Source organism: Pseudomonas psychrophila, assembly GCF_001043005.1.
GTDB classification, from domain to species: Bacteria; Pseudomonadota; Gammaproteobacteria; order Pseudomonadales; family Pseudomonadaceae; genus Aquipseudomonas; species Aquipseudomonas psychrophila.
Map to the genome: position 1 here is coordinate 270,205 of NZ_JYKZ01000002.1, position 22,612 is coordinate 292,816.

General features: G+C 58.6%; 20 protein-coding genes. 17 read left to right on the forward strand and 3 right to left on the reverse strand.

What is annotated here, in order from left to right:
* The first annotated feature begins 246 nt into the window (after positions 1–246).
* Genes TU76_RS07365 through TU76_RS07395 form a run of 7 tightly spaced genes read left to right on the forward strand, consistent with a single transcriptional unit; the run spans position 247 to position 8,714 of the window.
* Complete coding sequence (locus TU76_RS07365; RefSeq protein ID WP_019822109.1) at positions 247–1,869, forward strand: methyl-accepting chemotaxis protein; 1,623 nt, start codon at positions 247–249, stop codon at positions 1,867–1,869.
* Positions 1,869–2,384, forward strand: coding sequence for a chemotaxis protein CheW (locus TU76_RS07370; protein WP_046809601.1), 516 nt, complete (start codon positions 1,869–1,871; stop codon positions 2,382–2,384). The genes TU76_RS07365 and TU76_RS07370 overlap by 1 nt, the downstream gene beginning before the upstream one ends.
* Positions 2,381–3,655: a CheR family methyltransferase gene (locus TU76_RS07375; protein ID WP_048351366.1), complete on the forward strand. Its 1,275-nt coding sequence runs from the start codon at positions 2,381–2,383 to the stop codon at positions 3,653–3,655. The genes TU76_RS07370 and TU76_RS07375 overlap by 4 nt, the downstream gene beginning before the upstream one ends.
* A complete protein-coding gene (locus TU76_RS07380) occupies positions 3,652–4,338 on the forward strand; it encodes a chemotaxis protein CheW (RefSeq protein WP_019822112.1) in 687 nt (228 codons plus the stop codon). The genes TU76_RS07375 and TU76_RS07380 overlap by 4 nt, the downstream gene beginning before the upstream one ends.
* Positions 4,335–6,653, forward strand: coding sequence for a hybrid sensor histidine kinase/response regulator (locus TU76_RS07385; protein WP_019822114.1), 2,319 nt, complete (start codon positions 4,335–4,337; stop codon positions 6,651–6,653). Before TU76_RS07380 ends, TU76_RS07385 begins: the two co-directional genes overlap by 4 nt.
* A complete protein-coding gene (gene cheB, locus TU76_RS07390) occupies positions 6,650–7,660 on the forward strand; it encodes a chemotaxis response regulator protein-glutamate methylesterase (RefSeq protein ID WP_019822116.1) in 1,011 nt (336 codons plus the stop codon). Before TU76_RS07385 ends, cheB begins: the two co-directional genes overlap by 4 nt.
* A 52-nt stretch (positions 7,661–7,712) precedes the next feature.
* A complete protein-coding gene (locus TU76_RS07395) occupies positions 7,713–8,714 on the forward strand; it encodes a response regulator (protein WP_019822117.1) in 1,002 nt (333 codons plus the stop codon).
* A 462-nt stretch (positions 8,715–9,176) separates the two neighbouring features.
* Here TU76_RS07395 and TU76_RS25200 read toward each other — a convergent pair whose 3' ends face one another.
* A complete protein-coding gene (locus TU76_RS25200) occupies positions 9,177–9,320 on the reverse strand; it encodes a hypothetical protein (RefSeq protein WP_019822119.1) in 144 nt (47 codons plus the stop codon).
* A gap of 352 nt (positions 9,321–9,672) precedes the next feature.
* Between TU76_RS25200 and prfB the strand changes: the two genes are divergently transcribed.
* The 7 genes from prfB (at position 9,673) to TU76_RS07435 (ending at position 16,520) form a co-directional block, all read left to right on the forward strand.
* A protein-coding gene (gene prfB / locus TU76_RS07405; RefSeq protein ID WP_108912622.1) for a peptide chain release factor 2 occupies positions 9,673–10,768 on the forward strand; the annotation gives its coding sequence in 2 pieces (ribosomal slippage) (positions 9,673–9,744 and positions 9,746–10,768; 1,095 coding nt in all).
* Positions 10,769–10,881: 113 nt separating this feature from the next.
* Complete coding sequence (gene lysS / locus TU76_RS07410; RefSeq protein WP_019822123.1) at positions 10,882–12,384, forward strand: lysine--tRNA ligase; 1,503 nt, start codon at positions 10,882–10,884, stop codon at positions 12,382–12,384.
* Between the two features lie 213 nt (positions 12,385–12,597).
* On the forward strand, positions 12,598–13,302 hold the full coding sequence (locus TU76_RS07415) for a TetR/AcrR family transcriptional regulator (protein ID WP_048351368.1): 705 nt from the start codon (positions 12,598–12,600) through the stop codon (positions 13,300–13,302).
* A 12-nt stretch (positions 13,303–13,314) separates the two neighbouring features.
* Complete coding sequence (locus TU76_RS07420; RefSeq protein WP_046809330.1) at positions 13,315–13,863, forward strand: hypothetical protein; 549 nt, start codon at positions 13,315–13,317, stop codon at positions 13,861–13,863.
* 25 nt (positions 13,864–13,888) lie between these two features.
* Complete coding sequence (locus tag TU76_RS07425) at positions 13,889–15,166, forward strand: flavohemoglobin expression-modulating QEGLA motif protein (protein ID WP_019822127.1); 1,278 nt, start codon at positions 13,889–13,891, stop codon at positions 15,164–15,166.
* A gap of 119 nt (positions 15,167–15,285) precedes the next feature.
* Positions 15,286–16,197 carry an alpha/beta hydrolase gene (locus tag TU76_RS07430; RefSeq protein WP_019822128.1) on the forward strand — a complete coding sequence of 304 codons (912 nt, stop codon included), beginning with the start codon at positions 15,286–15,288 and terminating at the stop codon, positions 16,195–16,197.
* A complete protein-coding gene (locus tag TU76_RS07435) occupies positions 16,194–16,520 on the forward strand; it encodes a PA3694 family proteiin (RefSeq protein ID WP_019822129.1) in 327 nt (108 codons plus the stop codon). Before TU76_RS07430 ends, TU76_RS07435 begins: the two co-directional genes overlap by 4 nt.
* Positions 16,521–16,683: 163 nt before the next feature.
* On the opposite strand, the gene lptF is transcribed toward TU76_RS07435, so the two are convergent.
* A complete protein-coding gene (gene lptF / locus TU76_RS07440; protein ID WP_048351369.1) occupies positions 16,684–17,463 on the reverse strand; it encodes a lipotoxin F family OmpA-related lipoprotein LptF in 780 nt (259 codons plus the stop codon).
* Positions 17,464–17,529: 66 nt separating this feature from the next.
* Positions 17,530–17,943, reverse strand: coding sequence for a DUF4398 domain-containing protein (locus TU76_RS07445; protein ID WP_019822131.1), 414 nt, complete (start codon positions 17,941–17,943; stop codon positions 17,530–17,532).
* Positions 17,944–18,212: 269 nt separating this feature from the next.
* On the opposite strand from TU76_RS07445, the gene ppc reads away from it, so the two are divergent.
* The 3 genes from ppc to tsaB all read left to right on the forward strand — a co-directional run bounded on the left by ppc (position 18,213) and on the right by tsaB (position 22,556).
* Positions 18,213–20,843, forward strand: a complete 2,631-nt coding sequence (gene ppc, locus TU76_RS07450) for a phosphoenolpyruvate carboxylase (RefSeq protein WP_046809328.1) — start codon at positions 18,213–18,215, stop codon at positions 20,841–20,843.
* A gap of 286 nt (positions 20,844–21,129) precedes the next feature.
* Positions 21,130–21,777, forward strand: coding sequence for an adenylate kinase (adk, locus tag TU76_RS07455; protein ID WP_019822134.1), 648 nt, complete (start codon positions 21,130–21,132; stop codon positions 21,775–21,777).
* A gap of 95 nt (positions 21,778–21,872) precedes the next feature.
* Entirely contained in the window at positions 21,873–22,556 is a 684-nt protein-coding gene (tsaB, locus tag TU76_RS07460) for a tRNA (adenosine(37)-N6)-threonylcarbamoyltransferase complex dimerization subunit type 1 TsaB (RefSeq protein ID WP_019822136.1), read from the forward strand.
* Positions 22,557–22,612 lie beyond the last annotated feature (56 nt).

Genomic DNA, 22,612 nt, shown 5'->3' on the forward strand with positions numbered 1-22,612 from the left:
TGACCTGTGGGAGCGGGCTTGCTCGCGATGAAAGCAACGCGGTCTGCCAGATCCACCGCGTCGCCTGAATCGCGAGCAAGCCCGCTCCCACAGATTGAGCACAATTTGCAATCTCCTACTTATTTAGTCTGTTTTATGCGTAGGCTTTTTTGTTTGTTGCTGTGAGATCTGTCTCAACGTCTGTACGAATCATTGCGTACCCTCGGCTATACTCGCCTTCATTTGAATGGCTCCCGAGGATCGACTGTGAAGAACTGGACGTTACGCCAACGCATCTTGGCGAGCTTTGCTGTAATCATCGCCATTATGCTGCTGATGGTTGTGGCGTCTTACTCGCGCCTGCTTTCAATCGAGAGCAGCGAAGAGAAGGTGCAGACCGACTCGATCCCCGGGGTTTACTACAGTTCGATGATTCGCAGTGCCTGGGTCGACAGCTATGTCTTGACTCTGGAACTGGTGGGTTCGATCAACCAGCGCGATCTGAACAACGAAGATCGCAAGCTGTACGCCAGTTACGAAGACCGCCTTAACAAAGAGCTGCAAAACTATCGAAGCACTATTTTTGAAGGCAATGACAACGCTCACTTTGAGGACTTTGAACGTATTCACAAAGAATACGGCCTGGTGTTGTCGAAGGTGCTGGACCTGTATCAAAACAAGGATTATGCACAAGCGCACCAGGTGCTTGGCGCGGAGCTGACTCCGGCCTGGATGGCTGGACGCAAGGCGCTCAACGATATTATCGAAGGCAATCGCGAGTCTGCCGTTCTTGCAACGGACAACATTGCCCAAGCGGTTATGACCGCCAAGATCAGCATGATTGTTTCGCTGGTTATTGCGGTACTGGCGGCGGCGCTGTGTGGCTTCCTGTTGTTGCGGGCGATCATGTCGCCGATGCAGCGCATCGTTTCGATTCTGGAAGTGATGCGTTCCGGTGACTTGAGCTCGCGCCTGAACCTGGAACGCAAGGACGAGTTTGGCGCGGTGGAGACCGGCTTCAACGACATGATGGCGGAGCTGACAACGCTGGTGTCCCAGGCCCAGCGCTCTTCGGTACAAGTCACCACCTCGGTCACTGAAATCGCCGCCACGTCCAAGCAGCAACAGGCCACGGCCACTGAGACCGCTGCTACCACTACCGAGATCGGCGCCACGTCCCGTGAAATTGCAGCCACCTCCCGTGACCTGGTGCGCACCATGACCGAAGTGACTTCGGCAGCGGATCAGGCTTCGATACTGGCCGGTTCCGGGCAGCAAGGCCTGGCCCGCATGGAAGAAACCATGCACTCGGTGATGGGCGCTGCGGATCTGGTCAATGCCAAGCTGGCCATTCTCAACGAGAAGGCCGGCAACATTAATCAGGTGGTGGTGACCATCGTTAAAGTGGCGGACCAGACCAACCTGCTGTCGCTCAACGCCGCCATCGAAGCTGAAAAGGCCGGTGAGTACGGCCGTGGTTTCGCCGTGGTCGCCACTGAAGTCCGGCGCCTGGCCGACCAGACGGCTGTGGCCACTTACGATATCGAGCAGATGGTGCGCGAGATTCAGTCGGCGGTCTCCGCAGGCGTGATGGGCATGGACAAGTTCTCCGAAGAGGTGCGTCGTGGCATGTCCGAGGTGCAGCAGGTGGGCGAGCAGCTGTCGCAGATCATTCATCAGGTCCAGGCCCTGGCGCCGCGAGTGCTGATGGTCAATGAAGGCATGCAGGCTCAGGCCACGGGCGCCGAGCAGATCAACCTTGCGCTGGTACAACTGGGAGATGCCAGCAGCCAGACCGTCGAGTCCTTGCGTCAGGCCAGCTTTGCGATCGACGAACTCAGTCAGGTTGCCGTTGGGCTGCGTAGCGGCGTTTCGCGTTTTAAAGTCTGATGAGCGAGCTTCTAGCCAAGCACGCGGGCGTGAAGGTGCCCAAGCAACGCCTGTTTCTGGTGTTTTACATTGGTAATGAGCGCTATGCGCTGGCCGCCACCGACGTCGTCGAGGTGCTGCCGCGCTTGCCACTCAAGCCCATTGCCCATGCACCCTCGTGGGTGGCCGGGGTGTTCGCTCATCGTGACCGAATGATTCCTGTGATCGATATCAGCGCCATGACCTTTGGCACCGAAGCCGTGGCCCGCACCAGCACCCGGCTGGTGCTGGTCAAGTATCGCGGGCAATTGCTCGGGCTGTTGCTTGAACAAGCCAGCGATACGCTGCGTTGTGATCCGGCAGATTTTCAGCCCTATGGCATTGATAACTGCGATGCGCCTTATTTGGGCCCCGTACGTCAAGACGAAGCGGGGCTATTGCAGTGGTTGAGCATCGACGACCTGCTGAGCCCAGCGGTATATGCGTTGCTCTTTGCCCAAGATGAAGATGACACCTGCGAACAGGTGAACCCATGAGTGCCGATCAGCGCTTTTTCGATTTTCTGAAGCAGCGAATCGGTCTGGACGTGGCCTCGGTCGGTCCGGCCATTATCGAGCGTGCCGTTCGCCAGCGTTGCATTGCGCTGAACATGGTCGATAACGATCGTTACTGGCAGCGCCTGCTCAGTTCCCAGGATGAACAGCAGGCCCTGATCGAGTCAGTGATCGTGCCCGAGACCTGGTTTTTTCGTTATCCCGAATCCTTTGCCACGCTGGGTCGCCTGGCCAGACTACGCCTGACCCAAATCGGCAGTCGGCGCGCACTGCGAATCCTGAGCCTGCCATGTTCGACCGGCGAAGAGCCGTATTCGATTGCAATGGCGCTGTTCGATGCAGGTTTTGCGGCACATCAATTTAAAGTCGAAGCGCTGGATGTCAGTCCGCTTTCGGTGCAAAGGGCCCAGAGTGCGCTGTATGGCAAAAACTCTTTTCGTGGTCAGCACACTGATTTTCGCGAGCGCTACTTCAGCCTTGAGAGCGACGGCTATCAACTGTCCGAGCGGGTCTGCGAACAGATCCGCTTCACCGTAGCAAACTTGCTGGACCCGGCGCTGCTGGGCAGTCATGCGCCTTATGACTTTGTGTTTTGCCGCAATCTCCTGATCTACTTTGATCTTAAAACCCAGCAGCAGGCACTGGATGTGCTCAAGCGTCTGACCCGTGATGACGGCGTTCTGTTCATCGGCCCGGCCGAGGGCAGTTTGCTCGCTCGTCTTGGCATGCGTTCGATCGGTGCGCCACAGTCGTTTGCCTTTTGCCACAGCAACGAGCCTTTACCTTTGGCGCATCCTGAGCCGCCTGAAAACAAACCGCTCGTACGCAGACAACCAACGGTCCCTGTACCACCACCGGCTGCCCGGCCTTTTTCCCCGCGACCTCAAGCCCCTGTCGCGCAAAAAACGGTTTCGATACCCGATGATTCCAAGGGGCTGCTTGAGCAGATAGCCAGCTTGGCCAATGAAGGCAAAAGCAGTGAGGCCCGTGCAGTTTGCGAGCAATTTCTGCAGCGTCATGAACCACAGGCTGAGGTGTTTTACTGGCTGGGTTTGCTCAGTGATGTTCAAGGTCAGACCTCTCAGGCCCAGGGGTTTTATCGCAAGGCGCTGTATCTGGACCCCCAGCATTCAGAAGCATTGGCCCATCTGGCAGCTCTGCTGGCCTCGCAAGGTGATGCGGCAGGTGCCCGGCGGTTGCACGAGCGCGCTGCCCGTAACGGGCACTCCGTCCAAAGTGAGCGTAAACAATGAGCGCTTTAGCAGCACAGAGTTTGATCCACGCCGAAGCACAGGCCATTGATGACTGTTGGAACCGCATGGGTATCTACGGTGACAAGAGCTGCCCGTTGCTGGCGCAGCACATTCATTGTCGTAACTGTGCTGTCTATTCGAGTGCCGCGACCCGGTTGCTGGATCGTTACTCATTTGAGCAGGAGCATCAGGAACTCTATGTCCCGCAGGCCCATGAACAAAAAGTGGCGACCTGTTCGCTGGTGATATTTCGTTTGGGCGATGAATGGCTGGCGTTGGTCACGCGGTGTCTGGATGAGGTGGCGCCGATGCAGTCGATCCACTCCTTGCCGCACCAGCGCTCACGGGCCTTGCGCGGTGTGGCAAATGTGCGCGGAACGCTGGTGCCGTGTCTGTCTCTGGTTGAACTGTTGGGGCTCGACCCTGGCGTGCCCGGTGCAACATCGCTGCGGGTCATGCCGCGCATGTTGATTGTGGCGGCCCACGGCGGGGCGGTCGTGCTGCCGGTGGATGAAGTGGATGGCATCCACAATATCGCCGAGGGTGACATCAACGCAGCGTCAGTCTCTGGCGAGCATGCCAGCGCCAAATACACCCGGGGTGTGCTGCAGTGGAAAACCCGCAGTCTGCGTTTATTGGATGAAGAGCAACTGCTGAGTGCAATCACCCGGAGCCTTACATGACCCCTGAGCAAATGCGCGACGCCTCGTTGCTTGAGCTGTTCAGTCTTGAGGCCGAGGCGCAAACCCAGGTGCTCAATGCCGGTTTGCTGGCGCTGGAACGCAATCCGACCCAGGCCGACCAGCTTGAAGCCTGCATGCGTGCCGCCCACTCGCTCAAGGGCGCGGCACGGATTGTCGGGGTTGATGCCGGGGTTAGCGTCTCCCATGTCATGGAAGATTGCCTGGTGAGTGCTCAGGAAGGCCGTTTGTACCTGCAGCCCGAGCACATCGATGCCTTGCTGCAAGGCACGGATCTGTTGATGCGCATCGCCACACCCGGCAGTGCAAACGTGGGGCCGGCGGACATCGAGGCCTATGTGGCGCTCATGACTGAGTTGCTGGACCCTTCAGCCCCGAGTACGCGGGTGGCACCGCCCGAATTCGACGTGTCGCAACTGCTGCTGGCGCCCGCGCCTGCTGCTTCTGCGCCACAGATAGAACCTCTGCTGGAGCCGCTGATCGAGCCGCAGGTCGAGCCCGAGGTGGCGCCAGAGCCCGTGCGACGTCCTCAACGCCTGACCGAAGGCGGCGAGCGAGTCTTGCGCGTCACTGCGCAGCGCCTTAACAGCCTGCTCGATCTGTCCAGCAAATCGCTGGTAGAAACCCAGCGTCTAAAGCCATTTCTGGTGACATTGCAGCGGCTTAAGCGCATGCAAAGCACCAACCTGCGGGCTATGGATACCCTCAGTGAGCAGCTCAAGGTCGTGGGGCTTGGCCATGAAGCTGAAGAAGCGCTGATGGATGCTCGACGAATACTGGCTGAGTCCCAGCATCTGCTTGGCGAACAGACCGCCGAACTCGACGAGTTTTGCTGGCAGGCGGGACAGCGTGCACAAATGCTCTACGACACGGCCCTGGCGTGTCGCATGCGTCCGTTTGCCGATGTTCTGGTCGGGCAGGAGCGCATGGTGCGTGATCTGGGCCGCGCCCTGGGTAAACAGATTCGCCTGGAAATCGAAGGCGAGAAAACCCAGGTTGATCGCGATGTACTGGAAAAACTCGAAGCCCCATTGATCCATTTGTTGCGCAATGCGGTCGATCACGGCATTGAAGCCCCCGAGCAGCGATTGCTGGCCGGCAAGCCCGCCGAAGGCTTGATTCGCTTGCGCATCTCCCATCAGGCCGGGTTGCTGGTGCTGGAACTGAGCGATGACGGTGCCGGTGTCGATCTGGACCGTCTGCGCCGCACCATCGTTGAACGTCAGCTGTCCACCGAGCCGACAGTGGCCCAGCTGAGCGAAGAAGAGCTGCTGACCTTTCTGTTTTTACCGGGTTTCAGCCTGCGTGACACCGTGACCGAAGTGTCGGGGCGTGGCGTGGGGCTGGATGCCGTTCAGCATATGGTGCGCTTGCTGCGCGGTGCCATTGTGCTGGAGCACACCCCGCAGCATGGCAGCCGCTTCCATCTTGAAGTTCCGTTGACCTTGTCCGTGGTGCGCAGCCTGGTTGTGGAGGTCGCAGACGAGGCTTATGCGTTCCCGCTGGCGCATATCGAGCGCATGCGCGATGTGCATCCGGATGAAATCGTACAGCTTGAGGGGCGTCAGCACTTTTGGCATGAAGGCCGGCATGTGGGGCTGGTTGCCGCTAGCCAATTGCTGCAACGCCCGCCCAGTCAGAGCGATGACGAAACCCTCAAGGTCGTGGTGATTCGCGAGCGCGACGCGGTGTACGGCGTGGCCGTCGAGCGTTTTATCGGTGAACGTACCCTGGTGGTATTGCCCCTGGACCCGCGTTTGGGCAAGGTGCAGGACATCTCGGCCGGGGCCTTGCTTGACGATGGTTCACCGGTGCTGATCGTTGATGTTGAAGACATGCTGCGATCGGTCGATAAGCTGCTCAACACCGGGCGTCTGGAGCGTATCGATCGGCGCAACCGACACACCGCCGAACTGACCCGCAAACGTATCCTGGTCGTGGATGACTCCCTGACAGTGCGCGAGCTGCAACGCAAGCTGCTGCTTAATCGTGGTTACGAAGTGGCCGTGGCAGTTGACGGCATGGACGGCTGGAATGCCTTGCGGGCCGAACACTTTGATCTGTTGATCACCGACATCGACATGCCGCGCATGGATGGCATCGAGCTGGTTACGCTGTTGCGCCGCGACAGTCGATTGCAATCGATGCCGGTGATGGTGGTGTCTTACAAAGATCGTGAAGAAGACCGTCGGCGCGGCCTGGATGCAGGAGCCGACTATTATCTAGCCAAAGCCAGTTTCCATGACGACGCTCTGCTTGATGCAGTAGTTGAACTCATTGGAGGAGCCCAGACATGAGAATCGCCATCGTCAACGATATGCCCTTGGCGGTTGAAGCCCTGCGTCGAGCGCTTGCGTTCGAGCCTGCGCACCAGGTGGTCTGGGTCGCCAGTGATGGCGAAGAGGCCGTGCGCCTCTGTGCCGAAAACACACCTGACCTGATTTTGATGGACCTGATCATGCCTGTCATGGACGGGGTCGAAGCGACACGCCGGATCATGGCCGAAAGCCCGTGCGCCATCGTCATCGTTACCATCGACCGTGAACAGAATGTCCATCGGGTGTTCGAAGCCATGGGCTTTGGCGCGCTGGATGTGGTGGACACGCCCGTGCTGGGCGGCAGCAATCCCAAGGAAGCCTCGGCGCCTTTACTGCGCAAGATCCTCAATGTCGGCTGGTTGATGGGCCAAAGCGAAAAGCGGGTCACTCCGGTTTCGGCCCAGCCTCGTGTCCCGGGGGGGCGAGGCGGGCTGGTCGCCATCGGTTCGTCGGCAGGCGGCCCGGCGGCGCTCGAAACCCTGCTTAAGGGCCTGCCGAGGAACTTTGGTGCGGCCATCGTGCTGGTCCAGCATGTGGATCAGGTCTTCGCTGCCGGGATGGCCGAGTGGCTGAGCACCTCGTGCGGGCTTGACGTGCGTTTGGCTCGTGACGGCGAAACCCCTCAGGTGGGCACAGTCCTGCTGGCAGGGACCAACCACCACATACGGTTATTGAAAAACGGCACGCTGGCCTATACCGCCGAGCCGGTTAACGAAATTTATCGACCTTCGATAGATGTATTTTTTGAAAGTGTTGCCCAGTACTGGAGCGGCGATGCGGTAGGGGTGCTGTTGACCGGCATGGGGCGTGACGGAGCCCAGGGCCTCAAGTCCATGCGTCAGCAGGGTTTCCTCACCATTGCCCAGGATCAGCACAGCAGCTCGGTGTACGGCATGCCCAAAGCGGCCGCCGCCATCGACGCAGCAGTTGAGATCCGCCCCTTGGACAAGATTGCGCCACGCTTGCTGGAGAAATTTGCCAAATGACTGGTAAAACCTGGCAGGCCTGGCTTGAAGGAAGAAATTCAGGTGAACGCGCATGAGCGACTTGCAGTTGGACGACGTTAAAACTGACGAAAACGCGGCCATGGTGTTGCTGGTGGACGATCAGGCAATGATCGGTGAAGCCGTACGCCGTGGGCTGGCCCTTGAGCAGAATATTGATTTTCACTTTTGTGCGGACCCGCATCAGGCCATTGCTCAGGCTATCCGTATCAAGCCTACGGTGATTTTGCAGGATCTGGTGATGCCGGGTCTGGACGGGCTGAGCCTGGTGCGCGAGTACCGCAATCACCCGGCGACCCAGAACATCCCGATCATCGTGCTTTCCACCAAAGAAGATCCGCTGATCAAGAGCGCGGCGTTTTCGGCGGGGGCCAATGATTACCTGGTGAAACTGCCGGACAACATCGAACTGGTGGCACGGATCCGCTATCACTCGCGGTCCTACATGACACTGTTGCAACGTGATGCCGCCTACCGTGCGCTACGGGTCAGCCAGCAGCAGTTGCTGGATACCAACCTGGTGCTGCAGCGACTGATGAATTCCGACGGCCTGACCGGGCTGTCCAATCGTCGTCACTTCGATGAGTACCTGGAACTGGAATGGCGCCGTGCCCTGCGCGAGCAAACACAGTTGTCGTTGCTGATGATTGATGTTGATTACTTCAAGTCCTACAACGACACCTTTGGCCATCTGGACGGGGATGAAGCGTTGCGCAAAGTGGCAGGGGCCATTCGTGATGCCAGCAGCCGGCCGTCTGACTTGCCGGCCCGTTACGGTGGCGAGGAGTTTGCCATCGTGCTGCCCAATACGTCCCAGGGTGGCGCCCGACTGGTGGCTGAAAAACTGCGGATGTCGGTTGAAGCCATGAAGATTCCGCACATTTCGCCCGTTGCTGGTAGCAGTTTGACCATCAGCATTGGCCTGGCCACCCTGACCCCGCAACAGAGCAGCAATTGCCGTGAGTTGATTTCGGCAGCGGACAAGGGGCTTTATCTGGCCAAGAAGAATGGGCGTAATCGGGTGGGGATTGAGTGATTGCTCTCTGATTTTTTGGGTGCGGGGGAGGGGGTAACTGTGCCGCGGCGTACATATCCGGCATTTGGGTCTAACTGAAAGATGGGTTTCGCTCTTACAGCGAGTCCCTTTTTGAAGGACCAAAAAGGAACCAAAAAGTCCTCGCCCCAGCGTACGGCCTTCGCTTCGCTCAGGTTCCCTCGCTCCGGCCCCGCTCCGTGGGCCCGCCGTGACGGGCCATCCATGGCCCAACACGGCTCTCCCGGCATCCATGCCGGTCGACCCACTGCGCAGAACCTCCTCTCGGCCTCCCGAAGGGGCGGGCAGATCAACAGCAGGCTCGCCGAGGCGGCCAACCGGCCGGCCTGTCATGTGGCGGCTTGCGCACGAACCGTAGCAGCCTCGTTCTACTCGTCAGCTGCTACAGATTTTGCGCAGGGTTTTGTGATGTCTGTGACGCATTTTTAAGAGCGAAACCAATCGTTACCCGGCACGTTCCAGCAATGAGTCCACCACGGCGCGCGCCATTTCGACCGAGTGCACCATCGACCAGATCAGGCCGCGTTCAACACCGCTGCCCAACTCGGTAATTTCATCACTGGTTTGTTCCGCGCAGAGCAAAAGCAATGAAACATGGGCCAGCGCATCCTGTGCGCTTGATTAGCTTCGGACTTCCACTTCCGTCCGCTGAGAGGTCAGCGAAGAGCGCACCCTAAACCTCCGTTTTGCCAAGGTGCAAGCAGATCTGGGCCGGAGACAAACTTCCATGATCTGGCCTTCACCAGAAAGAGGAAATCTCTGACGCAATGCGTCAATAAGCTATTACCCCTAATCATCTGTGAGCGAGATCGTTCGAGATTGGATCAGTGCGGTTTATCTGCATTTTCCTGCCCAGAACCCCGCCAGGCGGGCTGCTGATACGCTCTGTTTACGGTATACTCCCCGGCTTTGTAAAAATCGCCTACGAGTGCCGCCAGCCATGGAAATCAACCCGATCCTTAACAGCATCAAGGACCTGTCAGAGCGCTCCGAAACCATTCGGGGGTATCTTTGACTACGATCAAAAGCATGAGCGTCTGACTGAAGTCAATCGCGAGCTTGAAGATCCGAGTGTCTGGAACAACCCTTCGTACGCCCAGGAGCTGGGGCGCGAGCGCTCCCTGCTGGCGCAGATCGTTGAAACCCTCGATGAGATGCACTCGGGTCTGGCCGACGCCAAAGACCTGCTGCTGATGTCTGCCGAGGAAGAAGATCAGGCCGCTGTAGATGACGTTGCCGCTGAAGTGGAACGTCTGCGCGAAGCCCTTGAAAAACTCGAATTCCGCCGCATGTTCAGCGGTGAGATGGATGCCAACAACGCTTACCTGGACATCCAGGCCGGCTCCGGTGGCACCGAAGCGCAAGACTGGGCCAATATCCTGTTGCGGATGTATTTGCGTTGGGCCGACAAGCGCGGCTTCGATGCCACCATCATGGAACTGTCTGCCGGTGAAGTGGCCGGGATCAAAGGCGCAACCGTACACATCAAAGGCGAATACGCGTTTGGTTGGTTGCGTACAGAGATTGGCGTCCATCGTCTGGTTCGCAAAAGCCCGTACGACTCGGGCAACCGTCGTCACACCTCGTTCTCGGCTGTATTCGTTTCGCCGGAAATCGACGACAACATCGAAATCGACATCAACCCCTCCGACCTGCGGATCGACACCTATCGTTCCTCCGGTGCGGGTGGTCAGCACGTAAACACCACCGACTCGGCCGTACGTATCACTCACGTACCGACCAACACCGTGGTGAGCTGCCAGAACGAACGTTCGCAGCATGCGAACAAAGACACCGCGATGAAAATGTTGCGTGCGCGTCTTTACGAGCAGGAAATCCAGAAGCGCAATGCCGCTTCCCAGGCCCTGGAAGATACCAAGTCGGACATCGGCTGGGGTCATCAGATCCGCTCGTACGTTCTGGACGCTTCTCGTATCAAGGATTTGCGTACCAATATCGAGCGCAGCGATTGCGACAAGGTACTCGACGGCGATATCGACGAATACCTGATAGCTAGCCTGAAACAAGGGCTGTAAGTCGCGCAACAAAACGTGTGCGAAGCCAGCGCGATGCCCAAAAGGCGCGCTGAAGCCCGCTTCCCCCTGCCGCAAGGCGGGGGCAACGAACCTGTGATGGAATTTTTTAAGACATGAGCGACCAACAACTCGATCCGCAAGACCTGCAACAGGAAGAAAACGCCCTGATCGCCCTGCGCAAGGAAAAACTTGCAGCCGAGCGCGCCAAGGGTAATGCCTTCCCGAACGACTTCCGCCGTGACAACTACTGCGCCAACCTGCAGAAGGAGTACGCGCAAGCGTCCAAGGAAGAGCTGGCTGAAGCCGCCATTCCGGTCAAGGTTGCTGGTCGCATCATGCTTAACCGTGGCTCGTTCATGGTGATCCAGGACATGACCGGTCGCATCCAGGTCTACGTCAACCGCAAGACCCTGCCCGAAGAAACCCTGGCCGAAGTGAAAACCTGGGACCTGGGCGACATCATCGCCGCTGAAGGTACCCTGGCCCGCTCCGGTAAAGGCGACCTGTACGTTGAAATGACCAGCGTGCGCCTGCTGACCAAATCCCTGCGCCCGCTGCCGGACAAGCACCACGGTCTGACCGACACCGAACAGCGTTATCGCCAGCGTTACGTTGACCTGATCGTCAACGAAGATGTGCGTCACACGTTCCGTGTGCGTTCGCAAGTAATCGCCCATATCCGCAGCTTCCTGATGGCGCGCGACTTCCTTGAAGTGGAAACGCCGATGCTGCAAACCATCCCGGGCGGTGCGGCAGCCAAACCGTTCGAAACCCATCACAACGCCCTCGACATGGACATGTACCTGCGCATCGCGCCGGAGCTGTTCCTGAAGCGTCTGGTGGTGGGTGGTTTTGAAAAAGTGTTCGAGATCAACCGCAACTTCCGTAACGAAGGCGTTTCGACTCGTCACAACCCAGAATTCACCATGTTGGAGTTCTACCAGGCTTACGCCGACTACGAAGACAACATGGACCTGACCGAAGAGCTGTTCCGTGAGCTGGCTCAGCTGGTTCTGGGCAGCACCGACGTGCCTTACGGCGACAAGGTGTTCCATTTCGGCGAACCGTTCGTGCGTCTGTCGGTGTTCGACTCGATCCTCAAGTACAACCCTGAGCTGACCGCTGACGACCTGAACGACATCGACAAGGCTCGCGCCATCGCCAAGAAAGCTGGCGCCAAAGTGCTGGGCTTCGAAGGTCTGGGCAAGCTGCAAGTGATGATTTTCGAAGAGCTGGTCGAGCACAAGCTGGAGCAGCCGCACTTCATCACCCAGTACCCGTTCGAAGTGTCGCCGCTGGCCCGTCGTAACGACGATAACCCGAACGTCACTGACCGCTTCGAGCTGTTTATCGGTGGCCGTGAAATCGCCAACGCCTACTCCGAGCTCAACGACGCTGAAGATCAGGCCGAGCGCTTCATGGCACAGGTTGCTGACAAGGATGCAGGCGACGACGAAGCCATGCACTACGACGCAGACTTCGTTCGTGCCCTGGAATACGGCATGCCGCCGACTGCCGGTGAAGGTATCGGTATCGATCGTCTGGTGATGTTGTTGACCAACTCGCCGTCGATTCGCGACGTGATCCTGTTCCCGCACATGCGCCCACAAGCGTAACGATGCAAAATAAAAAGCCGCCGTTAAGGCGGCTTTTTATTGTCTGGCGCGCAGCCAGTTGAACATTCAGGAGAGTTTGTGGGAGCGAGCCTGCTCGCGAAAGACTAAGGTGCTGCGCGATCACCGGTAAACACGCGCTATCGTCAGCCACCTTCGCGAGCAGGCTCGCTCCCATCGTTTCGGTAACGCCGCTCAATTCAGAAGGAATCTGTCATGACCCCTCAAGGTGCAGCAAATATCGCGGTCGCGCTCGCGCAAAATGTTGAGTATCAGGGCCGCAAGGCCAGCCGGCATGGCAGTGAGCAGCGTCGCCAACTGATCCTCGATGCCGCCATGCGCATTGTGGTGCGCGACGGCGTACGCGGCGTGCGCCATCGGGCCGTGGCGGCTGAAGCAGGGGTGCCGCTGTCGGCAACCACCTACTACTTCAAGGACATCGATGACCTGATCAACGACACCTTTGCCCAGTATGTTGAGCGCAGCGCAGCATTCATGGCCAAGCTGTGGCAAGGCACCGAAGGCAAGTTGCGCGAGATGATGGCGCAAGGGGATGGCAGCGCGCAGGCGCGAGCGGTGCTTGCCGATGATATCGCCAGGATGACCGCCGATTACCTTCACCATCAAATGCTCACCCGCCGCGACCAGTTGATGGCCGAACAGGCCTTTCATCAGGCGGCGCTGATCAACTCCCGGTTGGCGGTGCTGGTACGCGCCCATCAACAGATTTTCCTTCTGGGCGCCTGTCAGATCTTCGAAGTGCTAGGCTCCAGGCAACCTCAGCAGGATGCCAAAGTCTTGACGGCGATTATCGGTCGGATGGAATATCAGGCCCTACTTGATGGCGCGCAGCCTGAGGCGGATGACGACCGGCTGGCTATTCTTACGCGTTATATGCACTTGGTGCTGGCCGCTCTATAGAAGGATGCAGGCATGAAAGCTTGGCGCGTGATGCTTATGGCATTGTCGTTTTTAACGTTGAACGGATGTTTGGTGACCTTTAGCCAGGCGCCGCTTGTGCCACAGCCAGCCCCGAAACAACTGCTGGGTAAATGGGTCAGCAAGGACGCCTGGGGGCAAGCCCGCAATCTGGAAATCAGTGCCATCGACAAAACGCGCTACCAGGCAGTGGTTTATCCCAAGGGCGAGCCCAAGGCCCGTGAGCGGTATGTGTTCATCGTTGCCCGTCACGGCAGTCGCTGGTATGCCTCGGCTGCGATACCGGCCAAACTGGGCGGCAATTACACCCTGAGCGGTTTTGAACTGACCGATAACGGTGAGCTGGTGATCTACGACCTGGACCTGGAGCAAGTCAAACAGGCCATCGGCCAGTCCGTGTTGAATGGTGATCCGGTCGAAACGCCGGAAGGCCCTGGCACCCTGATCAAAAGCCCTTCGGCTGAGGTCTTTGCTTACCTGGACGACCCGGCCAATTCCGACGTATTTGTCGAAGCGGCCCGCTATAAACGTGTGGCCAAGTAACGCTCTTAATTAAAGGAAGCTGCCGGTGGACGACTACCAGCGCACGATACGCACCTTGTCTGACCGCATCGTGCTGGCACAAACACCGATCCGTGTACTGGATGCGGTGAAGTGGGACGACAGCATCCGCCAGGGCTTTTTAAAGGCCAAAGGCAAGGAAATGCCCGCGGTCACCCGCGACTATTACCTTGGACGGCCGTTGTCCTTTGATTCGGCGGCGGTGAAGTCAGAGTTCCAGAACATCGAGCGTGATATCACCCGCCAACTGGGGCAGTTCAACCCGGTCGGGCAGATCATGCGTCGTATGTGCAAGGAGTACCGGATGGTGGTGCGCATGCTTGAAGCGCGTGGCACTGAAGATTTCGGGCTGATCTCCCAGGAGCTGTACGGCGCCGCATCGGACGCGTTCCATGCCGGTGACCCGACCCTGGCCGACCTGGGCCTGATGATGTCCGACTATCTGGACAACATCGACGGGCGTGGCGCGCTCAAGGACGAAGCCAAGACCCTGACTGCCAAGGATGCTGTGAATTTGCTGCAAACCCGGTTGAACAAGGTGTTTGGTGAAGCCGAAGACACCATTCGGGTGTTCGAGTCCGATGGCATCGTCGCGGACGCCGCGGCAGGCGCTGACTACATCAAGATCCGCACCGATGCGATGTTCAACGAGCGTGATGTGCGGGCGCTGGAAGTCCACGAAGGGCTGGTGCACGTGGGCACCACGCTCAATGGTCAGAACCAGCCGATCTGCACCTTTCTGTCCAAGGGTCCGCCTTCGTCTACCGTGACCCAGGAAGGCCTGGCGATTTTGATGGAGATCATCACCTTTGCTTCCTACCCGAGCCGTCTGCGCAAACTGACTAACCGTACCCGTGCCATTCACATGGTGGAGGAGGGCGCGGACTTTATGCAGGTATACGAGTTCTTCCGCGAGCAAGGCTTTGAGATGCCAGAAAGCTATGGCAATGCGAGTCGGGTGTTCCGTGGGTCGGTGCCAAATGGACTGCCATTCACCAAAGACTTGTCCTACCTCAAGGGCTTCATCATGGTTTACAACTACATTCAGCTGGCCGTACGTAAAGGCAAGCTGGAACAAGTGCCGCTGCTGTTCTGTGGCAAAACCACGCTGGAAGACATGCGCACCTTGCGCCAGTTGGTGGATGAAGGATTGGTGGTAGCCCCCAAATACCTGCCCGATCAGTTTCGCGACATGAACGCGCTCTCGGCCTGGATGTGCTTCTCCAACTTCCTCAATCATTTGAGCCTTGACCGTATCGAAGCGGATTACTCGAATATCTTATAAACCCTGTGGGAGCGGGCTTGCTCGCGATGCAGACGCTGTGGTGTTTCAGTTGAATCGCGTCGATGCAATCGCGAGCAAGCCCGCTCCCACCCATACACCTACTCAGGCGATTGGTTTTGATGAAAACCCTGGCTGTACTCTGCCTGCTGTTGACCCTCAGCGGATGCAGTTCATTGCTGTTCTATCCCGAACCCGGCCTGCCGATCACTCCGACGGCCGCGGGTCTGGAGTATCGCGACGTGACGTTGACTGCCGCCGATGGCACGCGCCTGAGTGGCTGGTGGCTACCGGCCAAAAAAGGTGTGCCGCTCAAGGGTACGGTGCTGCATCTGCACGGCAATGGCGGCAACCTGGCCTACCACCTTGGCGCGACTGCCTGGCTGCCGGCGCAGGGCTATCAAGTGCTGATGCTCGACTATCGCGGTTACGGCCTGTCTCAGGGCTCGCCGGGCTTGCCAGGTGTGTATCAGGACATCGACGCGGCTTTCGACTGGTTGCAACACGAGCCCCAGGCTCAAGGCCTGCCGCTGATTGTGCTGGGGCAAAGCCTGGGTGGCGCGATGGGGGTTCACTACCTGAGCGAGCATGCGCAGCAACGGGCTCGAGTCGCGGCCATGGTGCTGGATGGCGTGCCAGCCAGTTACCGCGAAGTGGGGCAGTTTGCCTTGAGTACTTCCTGGCTGACCTGGCCGTTGCAAGTGCCGTTATCGTGGCTGGTGCCCGATGCCGACAGCGCCGTTTATGCAATGCCGCAAATGGCCGGCGTACCGATGCTGATCTTCCACAGTCTGGATGACCCGGTTGTTCCGCTTTCCAATGGCCTGCGCCTGTATCAGGCTGCGCCCCCGCCCAAGGTGCTGCAACTGACCCGTGGTGGTCACGTGCAAACATTTGCCGACCCGACCTGGCGTCAGGTGATGCTGCGCTACCTGGATGACCCGCAACATTTCAATGGCGTGCGGCGACTGGGCGAAATCGCCAATTACCCCGCCTCACCGAACACCGTACTTGAACCCGAGAGCCAACAATGAGTGAAGAACGCAACGCCATTCCCCTGATCATTACCGGTATTTGCAGCATTATCGGCACCGTCGGCGCCCTGTGGTACTACGGTTACCTGCACTTCGCCAAGCCTGAAGACGCGCTGCTGCTCAGTGACTACACCATGCTCAAGACCATCCCGGGCGAAGACTACAAAGTCTCGCTGACGCCGGCCAATCAGGTGGCAAAGTGCATCGATGGCATCATCGTGTTGTTCGATACCGAGCAAAAAGGCCTGACCGGGGTACTGGTCAACAACAAGAAACAGGCGGTGCGTTGCCTGGACCAGGAAACACCAAAACTGCAGCAGTAACGTTCTGTTGTGGGAGCGGGCTTGCTCGCGATGATATCGCCTCGGTTTGCCTGACGAACCTCGCTGTCTGCATCGCGAGCAAGCCCGCTCCCACAGTTGTGGATTTATCTGCGCCCAAAAAAAGCCCCGCCTGATCACTCAGGCGGGGCTTTTTTACAGGGGGTTACTGCATCGAGGAGCGTGGTGCTACCGGCTGGTTGTCGTTGGAGATGGTGACTTCAACGCGACGGTTTTGGGCACGGGCCGAGTCGGTGCTGTTGCTTGCGACCGGGTATTCCTTGCCATAGCCCTGAACCACGATGCGGGTAGGGTCTACGCCTTTGCGTACCAGTGCATTACGCACCGATTCGGCACGGCGTTCAGACAAGGACTGGTTGAAAGCTGCCGAGCCAACGCTGTCGGTGTAACCCTCGACAATCACCTTGCGATCCGGGTTCTGGTTCAGGTAATTGGCCAAGGTGTTGATGTTCCGCAGGCCGTTAGGTTGCAGATCGGACTTGCCGAACTGGAACAGCACATCACCAAAGGTCACCAAGGTGCCGCGTTCGGTTTGCTTGGAGTTCATGCCTTTGAGCTGCTTGATCTGCGCATCACGGGCATCGAGCAATGCCTGGTTACGGGCTGCGCCTGCGTTCTTCAGGTTGTTTTCAGCGGTGCGCAACGCGATGGTTTGCTTGGCCACTTCAACACGCTGATTGGTCAGGTAAGCCAGTTGGTCAACCTTGGACTCGTCTTCCTTGTTCAGGTAAGCCTTTTCAGCCTTGTCCAGCCAGTCGCCTGCGTCCTTGGTTTCAAGCGCTGCAACCTTGGTGGCTTCCGGGTTGGTTTGCAGGGCCGAGAAGTTGGTCTTGGCGTTTTCCAGGTTGACGTTTGGCTGGTGCGAGCACGCTGCCAGGCCAACGCTCAAAGCTAACAGGGCAGGGATCATTACTGTATTGCGCATGATATTTAGTCCTTTCTATCGATTAGGAGTGCTGTGTCGCCAGGTGCAGTCAAAAAAGGGCAGCGTTTATTGAACGCTGCGCATGCCTTCCTGACGCAGTTGCTGAACGGCATTCTGAGCATCCTGAACGGCCTTCTCTGCCTTGGCGGCCTGGGCTTTGCGTTCTGCTACACGAGCATCCCATTCTGCTTGCTCGGACAAACGACGAGCCTCATCGTATTTTTTGTCATGCATGGCCAGTTCGGCCTGCTTGAGCTTGTCCTGAGCCGACTTCATTTCTACCGGTGCATATTCAGTAGCGCCTGCGCTCACGGCGTTATTCACGGCCGATTGAGTCACTGCGTACTGCTCTGACGGTGGATTGCCAGCACAACCGGCCAAAACGAAGCTGGTGCCGATTGCCAGCGCAGCCAGTTTTAGCCCGCGTAGGCGAGGAGAGGTGGTTTTGACAGTGCGGGTCATCATGGTCTTCAACTCCATTGGGGAACTCCTTAATAACAGCTAATTCCATCACGACTGGTGGCGTCACCCGGAGTGTTGGAACACGAGTTCCAGCGGTGATGGTTAATGGCTGTGACCGAAGCGTTTTTTGAATAGTTCAATTAAAGATGGCAAATGGCCTAAAATTTTTTTGACCGATCGGTCAGGCGCACATTTAAGTTTTGCCCGGGGTATGACTTGTCAAAAGCAGGCGTTGCAAAGCACTCTTGGGAACGAGCTGTCCCCGGATACTGCTGGAGAAACCGCTGATGACCGATATTGATGCACGCTTGCGCGATGATGTTCACCTGCTGGGTGAGCTGTTGGGTAATACGATTCGTGACCAATACGGCGAAGCTTTTCTCGCCAAGATCGAGCGCATTCGCCAAGGGGCCAAAGCCGATCGGCGCGGCACTACAGGCGAGGAATTGAGTGCGATTCTGGATGCCCTGAGCGACGATGAAGTGCTGCCGGTTGCGCGGGCGTTCAACCAGTTTTTGAACCTGGCGAACATTGCCGAGCAGTACGAACTGATCCACCGGCGTGAAGAGGGCCAGGCCGAACCATTCGAAGCGTTGGTGCTGCCACAGTTGCTCGAACGACTGCTGGCCGAAGGGCATGACGCCGAATCGCTGGCACGCCAGGTCAGCCGTCTTGAGATCGAACTGGTGCTCACCGCACACCCTACCGAGGTGACGCGTCGCACCCTGATTCAAAAATACGATGCGATTGCTGAGCAACTGGCTGCACAGGATCATCGTGACCTGACCCTCGCGGAAAAATCCGAAATCGAACAGCGCTTGCAGCGGCTGATCGCTGAAGCCTGGCACACCGAAGAAATCCGTCGCACCCGGCCCACGCCCGTCGATGAAGCCAAGTGGGGGTTTGCAGTCATCGAACACTCGTTGTGGCACGCCGTCCCGCACATGTTGCGCAAGGCGGACAAGGCTCTGCATGCGGCCACCGGGCTGCACTTGCCCCTTGAGGCAGCACCGATTCGCTTTGCTTCCTGGATGGGCGGGGACCGTGATGGCAACCCCAATGTCACCGCCAACGTGACCCGTGAAGTCCTGCTGCTGGCGCGCTGGATGGCGGCGGACTTGTACCTGCGCGATATCGACAAACTGGCCGCCGACCTGTCGATGCAGCAGGCCACCCCGCAACTGCTGGCAGTCGCCGGGGAAAGTGCCGAGCCGTATCGCGCTGTGCTCAAGCAATTGCGTGAGCGCCTGAGGGCGACCCGTAACTGGGCGCATAGCGCCCTGAACAGCTCGCAGGACGCGCCGGCTGAGGTGTTGCAGGACAATCGCGAGCTGCTGGAGCCGCTTGAGCTTTGCTACCAATCCCTGCACGCCTGCGGCATGGGCGTCATCGCTGACGGGCCATTGCTCGATTTCCTTCGTCGGGCCGTCACGTTTGGCCTGTTTCTGGTGCGCCTCGATGTGCGTCAGGACGCGGCCCGCCACGCCTCGGCCATGACTGAAATCACCGACTACCTGGGGCTTGGCCGCTACGAAGACTGGGACGAAGATGCGCGCTTGACCTTCCTGATGCGCGAGTTAAGCAACCGGCGCCCGTTATTGCCCAGCTACTTCAAGCCCGATGCCGACACCGCCGAAGTGCTGGCAACCTGCCGTGAAGTGGCGGCCGCACCGCAGGCATCGCTGGGTTCCTACGTGATTTCGATGGCCGGTGCCGCCTCTGATGTACTGGCCGTGCAACTGTTGCTCAAAGAGGCCGGACTTGAGCGCCCGATGCGTGTGGTTCCGTTGTTTGAAACCCTGGCTGACTTGGACAATGCGGGGCCGGTGATCGAGCGTCTGTTGCTGTTACCGGGCTATCGCGCACACCTGAAGGGCCCGCAGGAAGTGATGATCGGCTACTCCGACTCAGCCAAGGATGCAGGCACCACGGCGGCGGCCTGGGCGCAGTACCGGGCGCAGGAGTCACTGGTCAATATCTGCCGCGAGCAAGGCGTTGAATTGTTGTTGTTCCATGGTCGGGGCGGCACTGTGGGACGCGGCGGTGGCCCGGCTCACGCGGCGATTCTGTCTCAGCCGCCGGGCTCCGTCGCGGGGCGCTTCCGTACCACGGAGCAGGGCGAAATGATCCGCTTCAAGTTCGGCCTGCCGGACATTGCCGAGCAGAATCTCAATCTCTACCTGGCGGCCGTACTGGAAGCCACCTTGCTCCCGCCACCCCTGCCGGAACCTGGCTGGCGGGTACTGATGGACGAATTGGCGGCAGACGGCGTCAAAGCCTACCGTGGGGTGGTGCGTGACAATCCACAGTTCGTGGAGTACTTCCGCCAGTCAACGCCGGAGCAGGAACTGGGGCGATTGCCGCTGGGAAGTCGTCCGGCCAAACGCCGGGCAGGCGGGATTGAAAGTTTGCGGGCCATTCCGTGGATTTTCGGCTGGACCCAGACCCGCCTGATGCTGCCCGCGTGGCTGGGTTGGGAAACCGCACTGAGCCAGGCGCTGGAGCGTGGTGAAGGCGAGCAGCTGGCTCAAATGCGTGAACAGTGGCCGTTCTTCCGTACCCGCATCGACATGCTGGAAATGGTCCTGGCCAAGGCCGATGCCGATATCGCCCGGCTCTACGACGAGCGTTTGGTGAGTCCGGAACTGCTGCCATTGGGTGCGCACTTACGCGACTTATTGTCGCAGGCGTGCGAGGTGGTGCTGGGCTTGACCGGTCAGGCGCAGTTGATGGCGCACAGTCCGGAGACCCTTGAATTCATCCGCTTGCGCAACACCTACCTCGATCCTCTTCATCTATTGCAGGCCGAGCTTCTGGCGCGTTCGCGACGCCAGCAAGCGGCACAGGACAGCCCTCTGGAACAAGCGTTGCTGGTGACTGTGGCCGGGATCGCGGCAGGCTTGCGTAACACCGGTTAAAGCAAAAGAGCAGTGAATGTCGCGCCGGGGCGGGCGGGGGGACGACAGGCTTGATGCCGATCCCCGTGCTGGCGCGACACTTTATTGTGGGGTTGCGACCTGTGACACCCGGCCGCAGAGGCCGGTTTGCCTGTAATTATTCCTACTTTGGGCGGCTTGTGTGGGCCGGGCCTGCTGTGTATCTTGATCAGCCCTTGGCCGTTTTGATGGCCATAATCCGATTTTGAGACTGGCCCAAAGAGGCGAGTCTGTTGTCATTTAAATAAAAAATTTGAGGAGCACATCGATGCGCGTAATTCTGCTGGGAGCTCCCGGGGCCGGTAAAGGTACTCAGGCAAAGTTCATCACTGAAAAATTTGGCATCCCGCAAATCTCCACTGGCGACATGTTGCGTGCAGCCGTCAAAGCCGGCACCGAGCTGGGCCTGATCGCTAAAAGCGTGATGGACAGCGGTGGTCTGGTGTCTGACGATCTGATCATCAACCTGGTGAAAGAGCGTATTGCTCAACCAGATTGCGTCAACGGTTTCCTGTTCGACGGTTTCCCGCGCACCATTCCGCAAGCTGAAGCCCTGGTAAAAGCCGGTGTTGAACTGGACCACGTGCTGGAAATCGCCGTTGAAGACGAAGAGATCGTTCAGCGTATCGCTGGCCGTCGCGTACACGAAGCTTCGGGCCGCGTTTACCACACCGTCTACAACCCGCCAAAAGTGGAAGGCAAGGACGATGTGACCGGCGAAGACCTGGTACAGCGCAAGGACGACACCGAAGAAACCGTTCGTCACCGCCTGTCGGTCTACCACTCGCAAACCAAGCCGCTGGTGGACTTCTACCAGAAGCTGGCTGCTGCCCAGGGCAAGCCCAAGTACAGCCACGTTGAAGGCGTTGGCTCGGTAGAATCGATCACGGCCAAGGTGCTTGAAGCGCTGAGCTGATAAGTCGATTTTGCGTCATCACAACAGCCCGCTTGCGGGCTGTTGTTGTTTATACTGCTGCACTTTTTCCAATTTTGATTCTGACGGGAACACCGATGAGCACCTTGCTGGCCCTGGATACCGCGACTGAAGCTTGCTCAGTTGCCTTGTTGCACGATGGCAAGGTTACTAGCCACTACGAGGTGATCCCGCGCCTGCACGCGCAAAAACTGTTGCCGATGATCAAAGACTTGCTGGCTGCGGCCGGCGTCGAGCTGTCGGCGGTCGATGCCATCGCTTTCGGGCGCGGGCCTGGCGCCTTTACCGGTGTGCGCATCGCCATCGGCGTGGTGCAGGGCTTGGCTTTTGCGCTGGAGCGCCCAGTGTTGCCGGTTTCCAATCTGGCGGTACTGGCCCAGCGCGCCCATCGTGAGCACGGTGCGACCCAAGTGGTGTCGGCCATTGATGCGCGCATGGACGAAGTGTATTGGGGCTGCTACCGCGAACAGGCGGGGGAGATGCGTCTGCAAGGCGCTGAGGCGGTGCTTGCACCTGAAGCCGCCGCTTTGCCGGAGGGTGCCAGCGGTGACTGGTTTGGTGCCGGTACCGGCTGGGGTTATGCCGATCGTTTGAGCGTCAAACCCTATGCCATGGACGCGGGCATGTTGCCTCACGCCGAAGACCTGCTGACCCTGGCCCGCTTTGCCTGGGCCCGTGGTGAGGCCATCCGGGCCGATGATGCACAACCGGTGTACTTGCGCGACAAGGTGGCGGCTACAAAAGCTGAACGTGGCGTTTGATCCGCTGTTGTAGCCGCAAGGTCTAAAAGAAACGTCAACTGTGGGAGCGAGCCTGC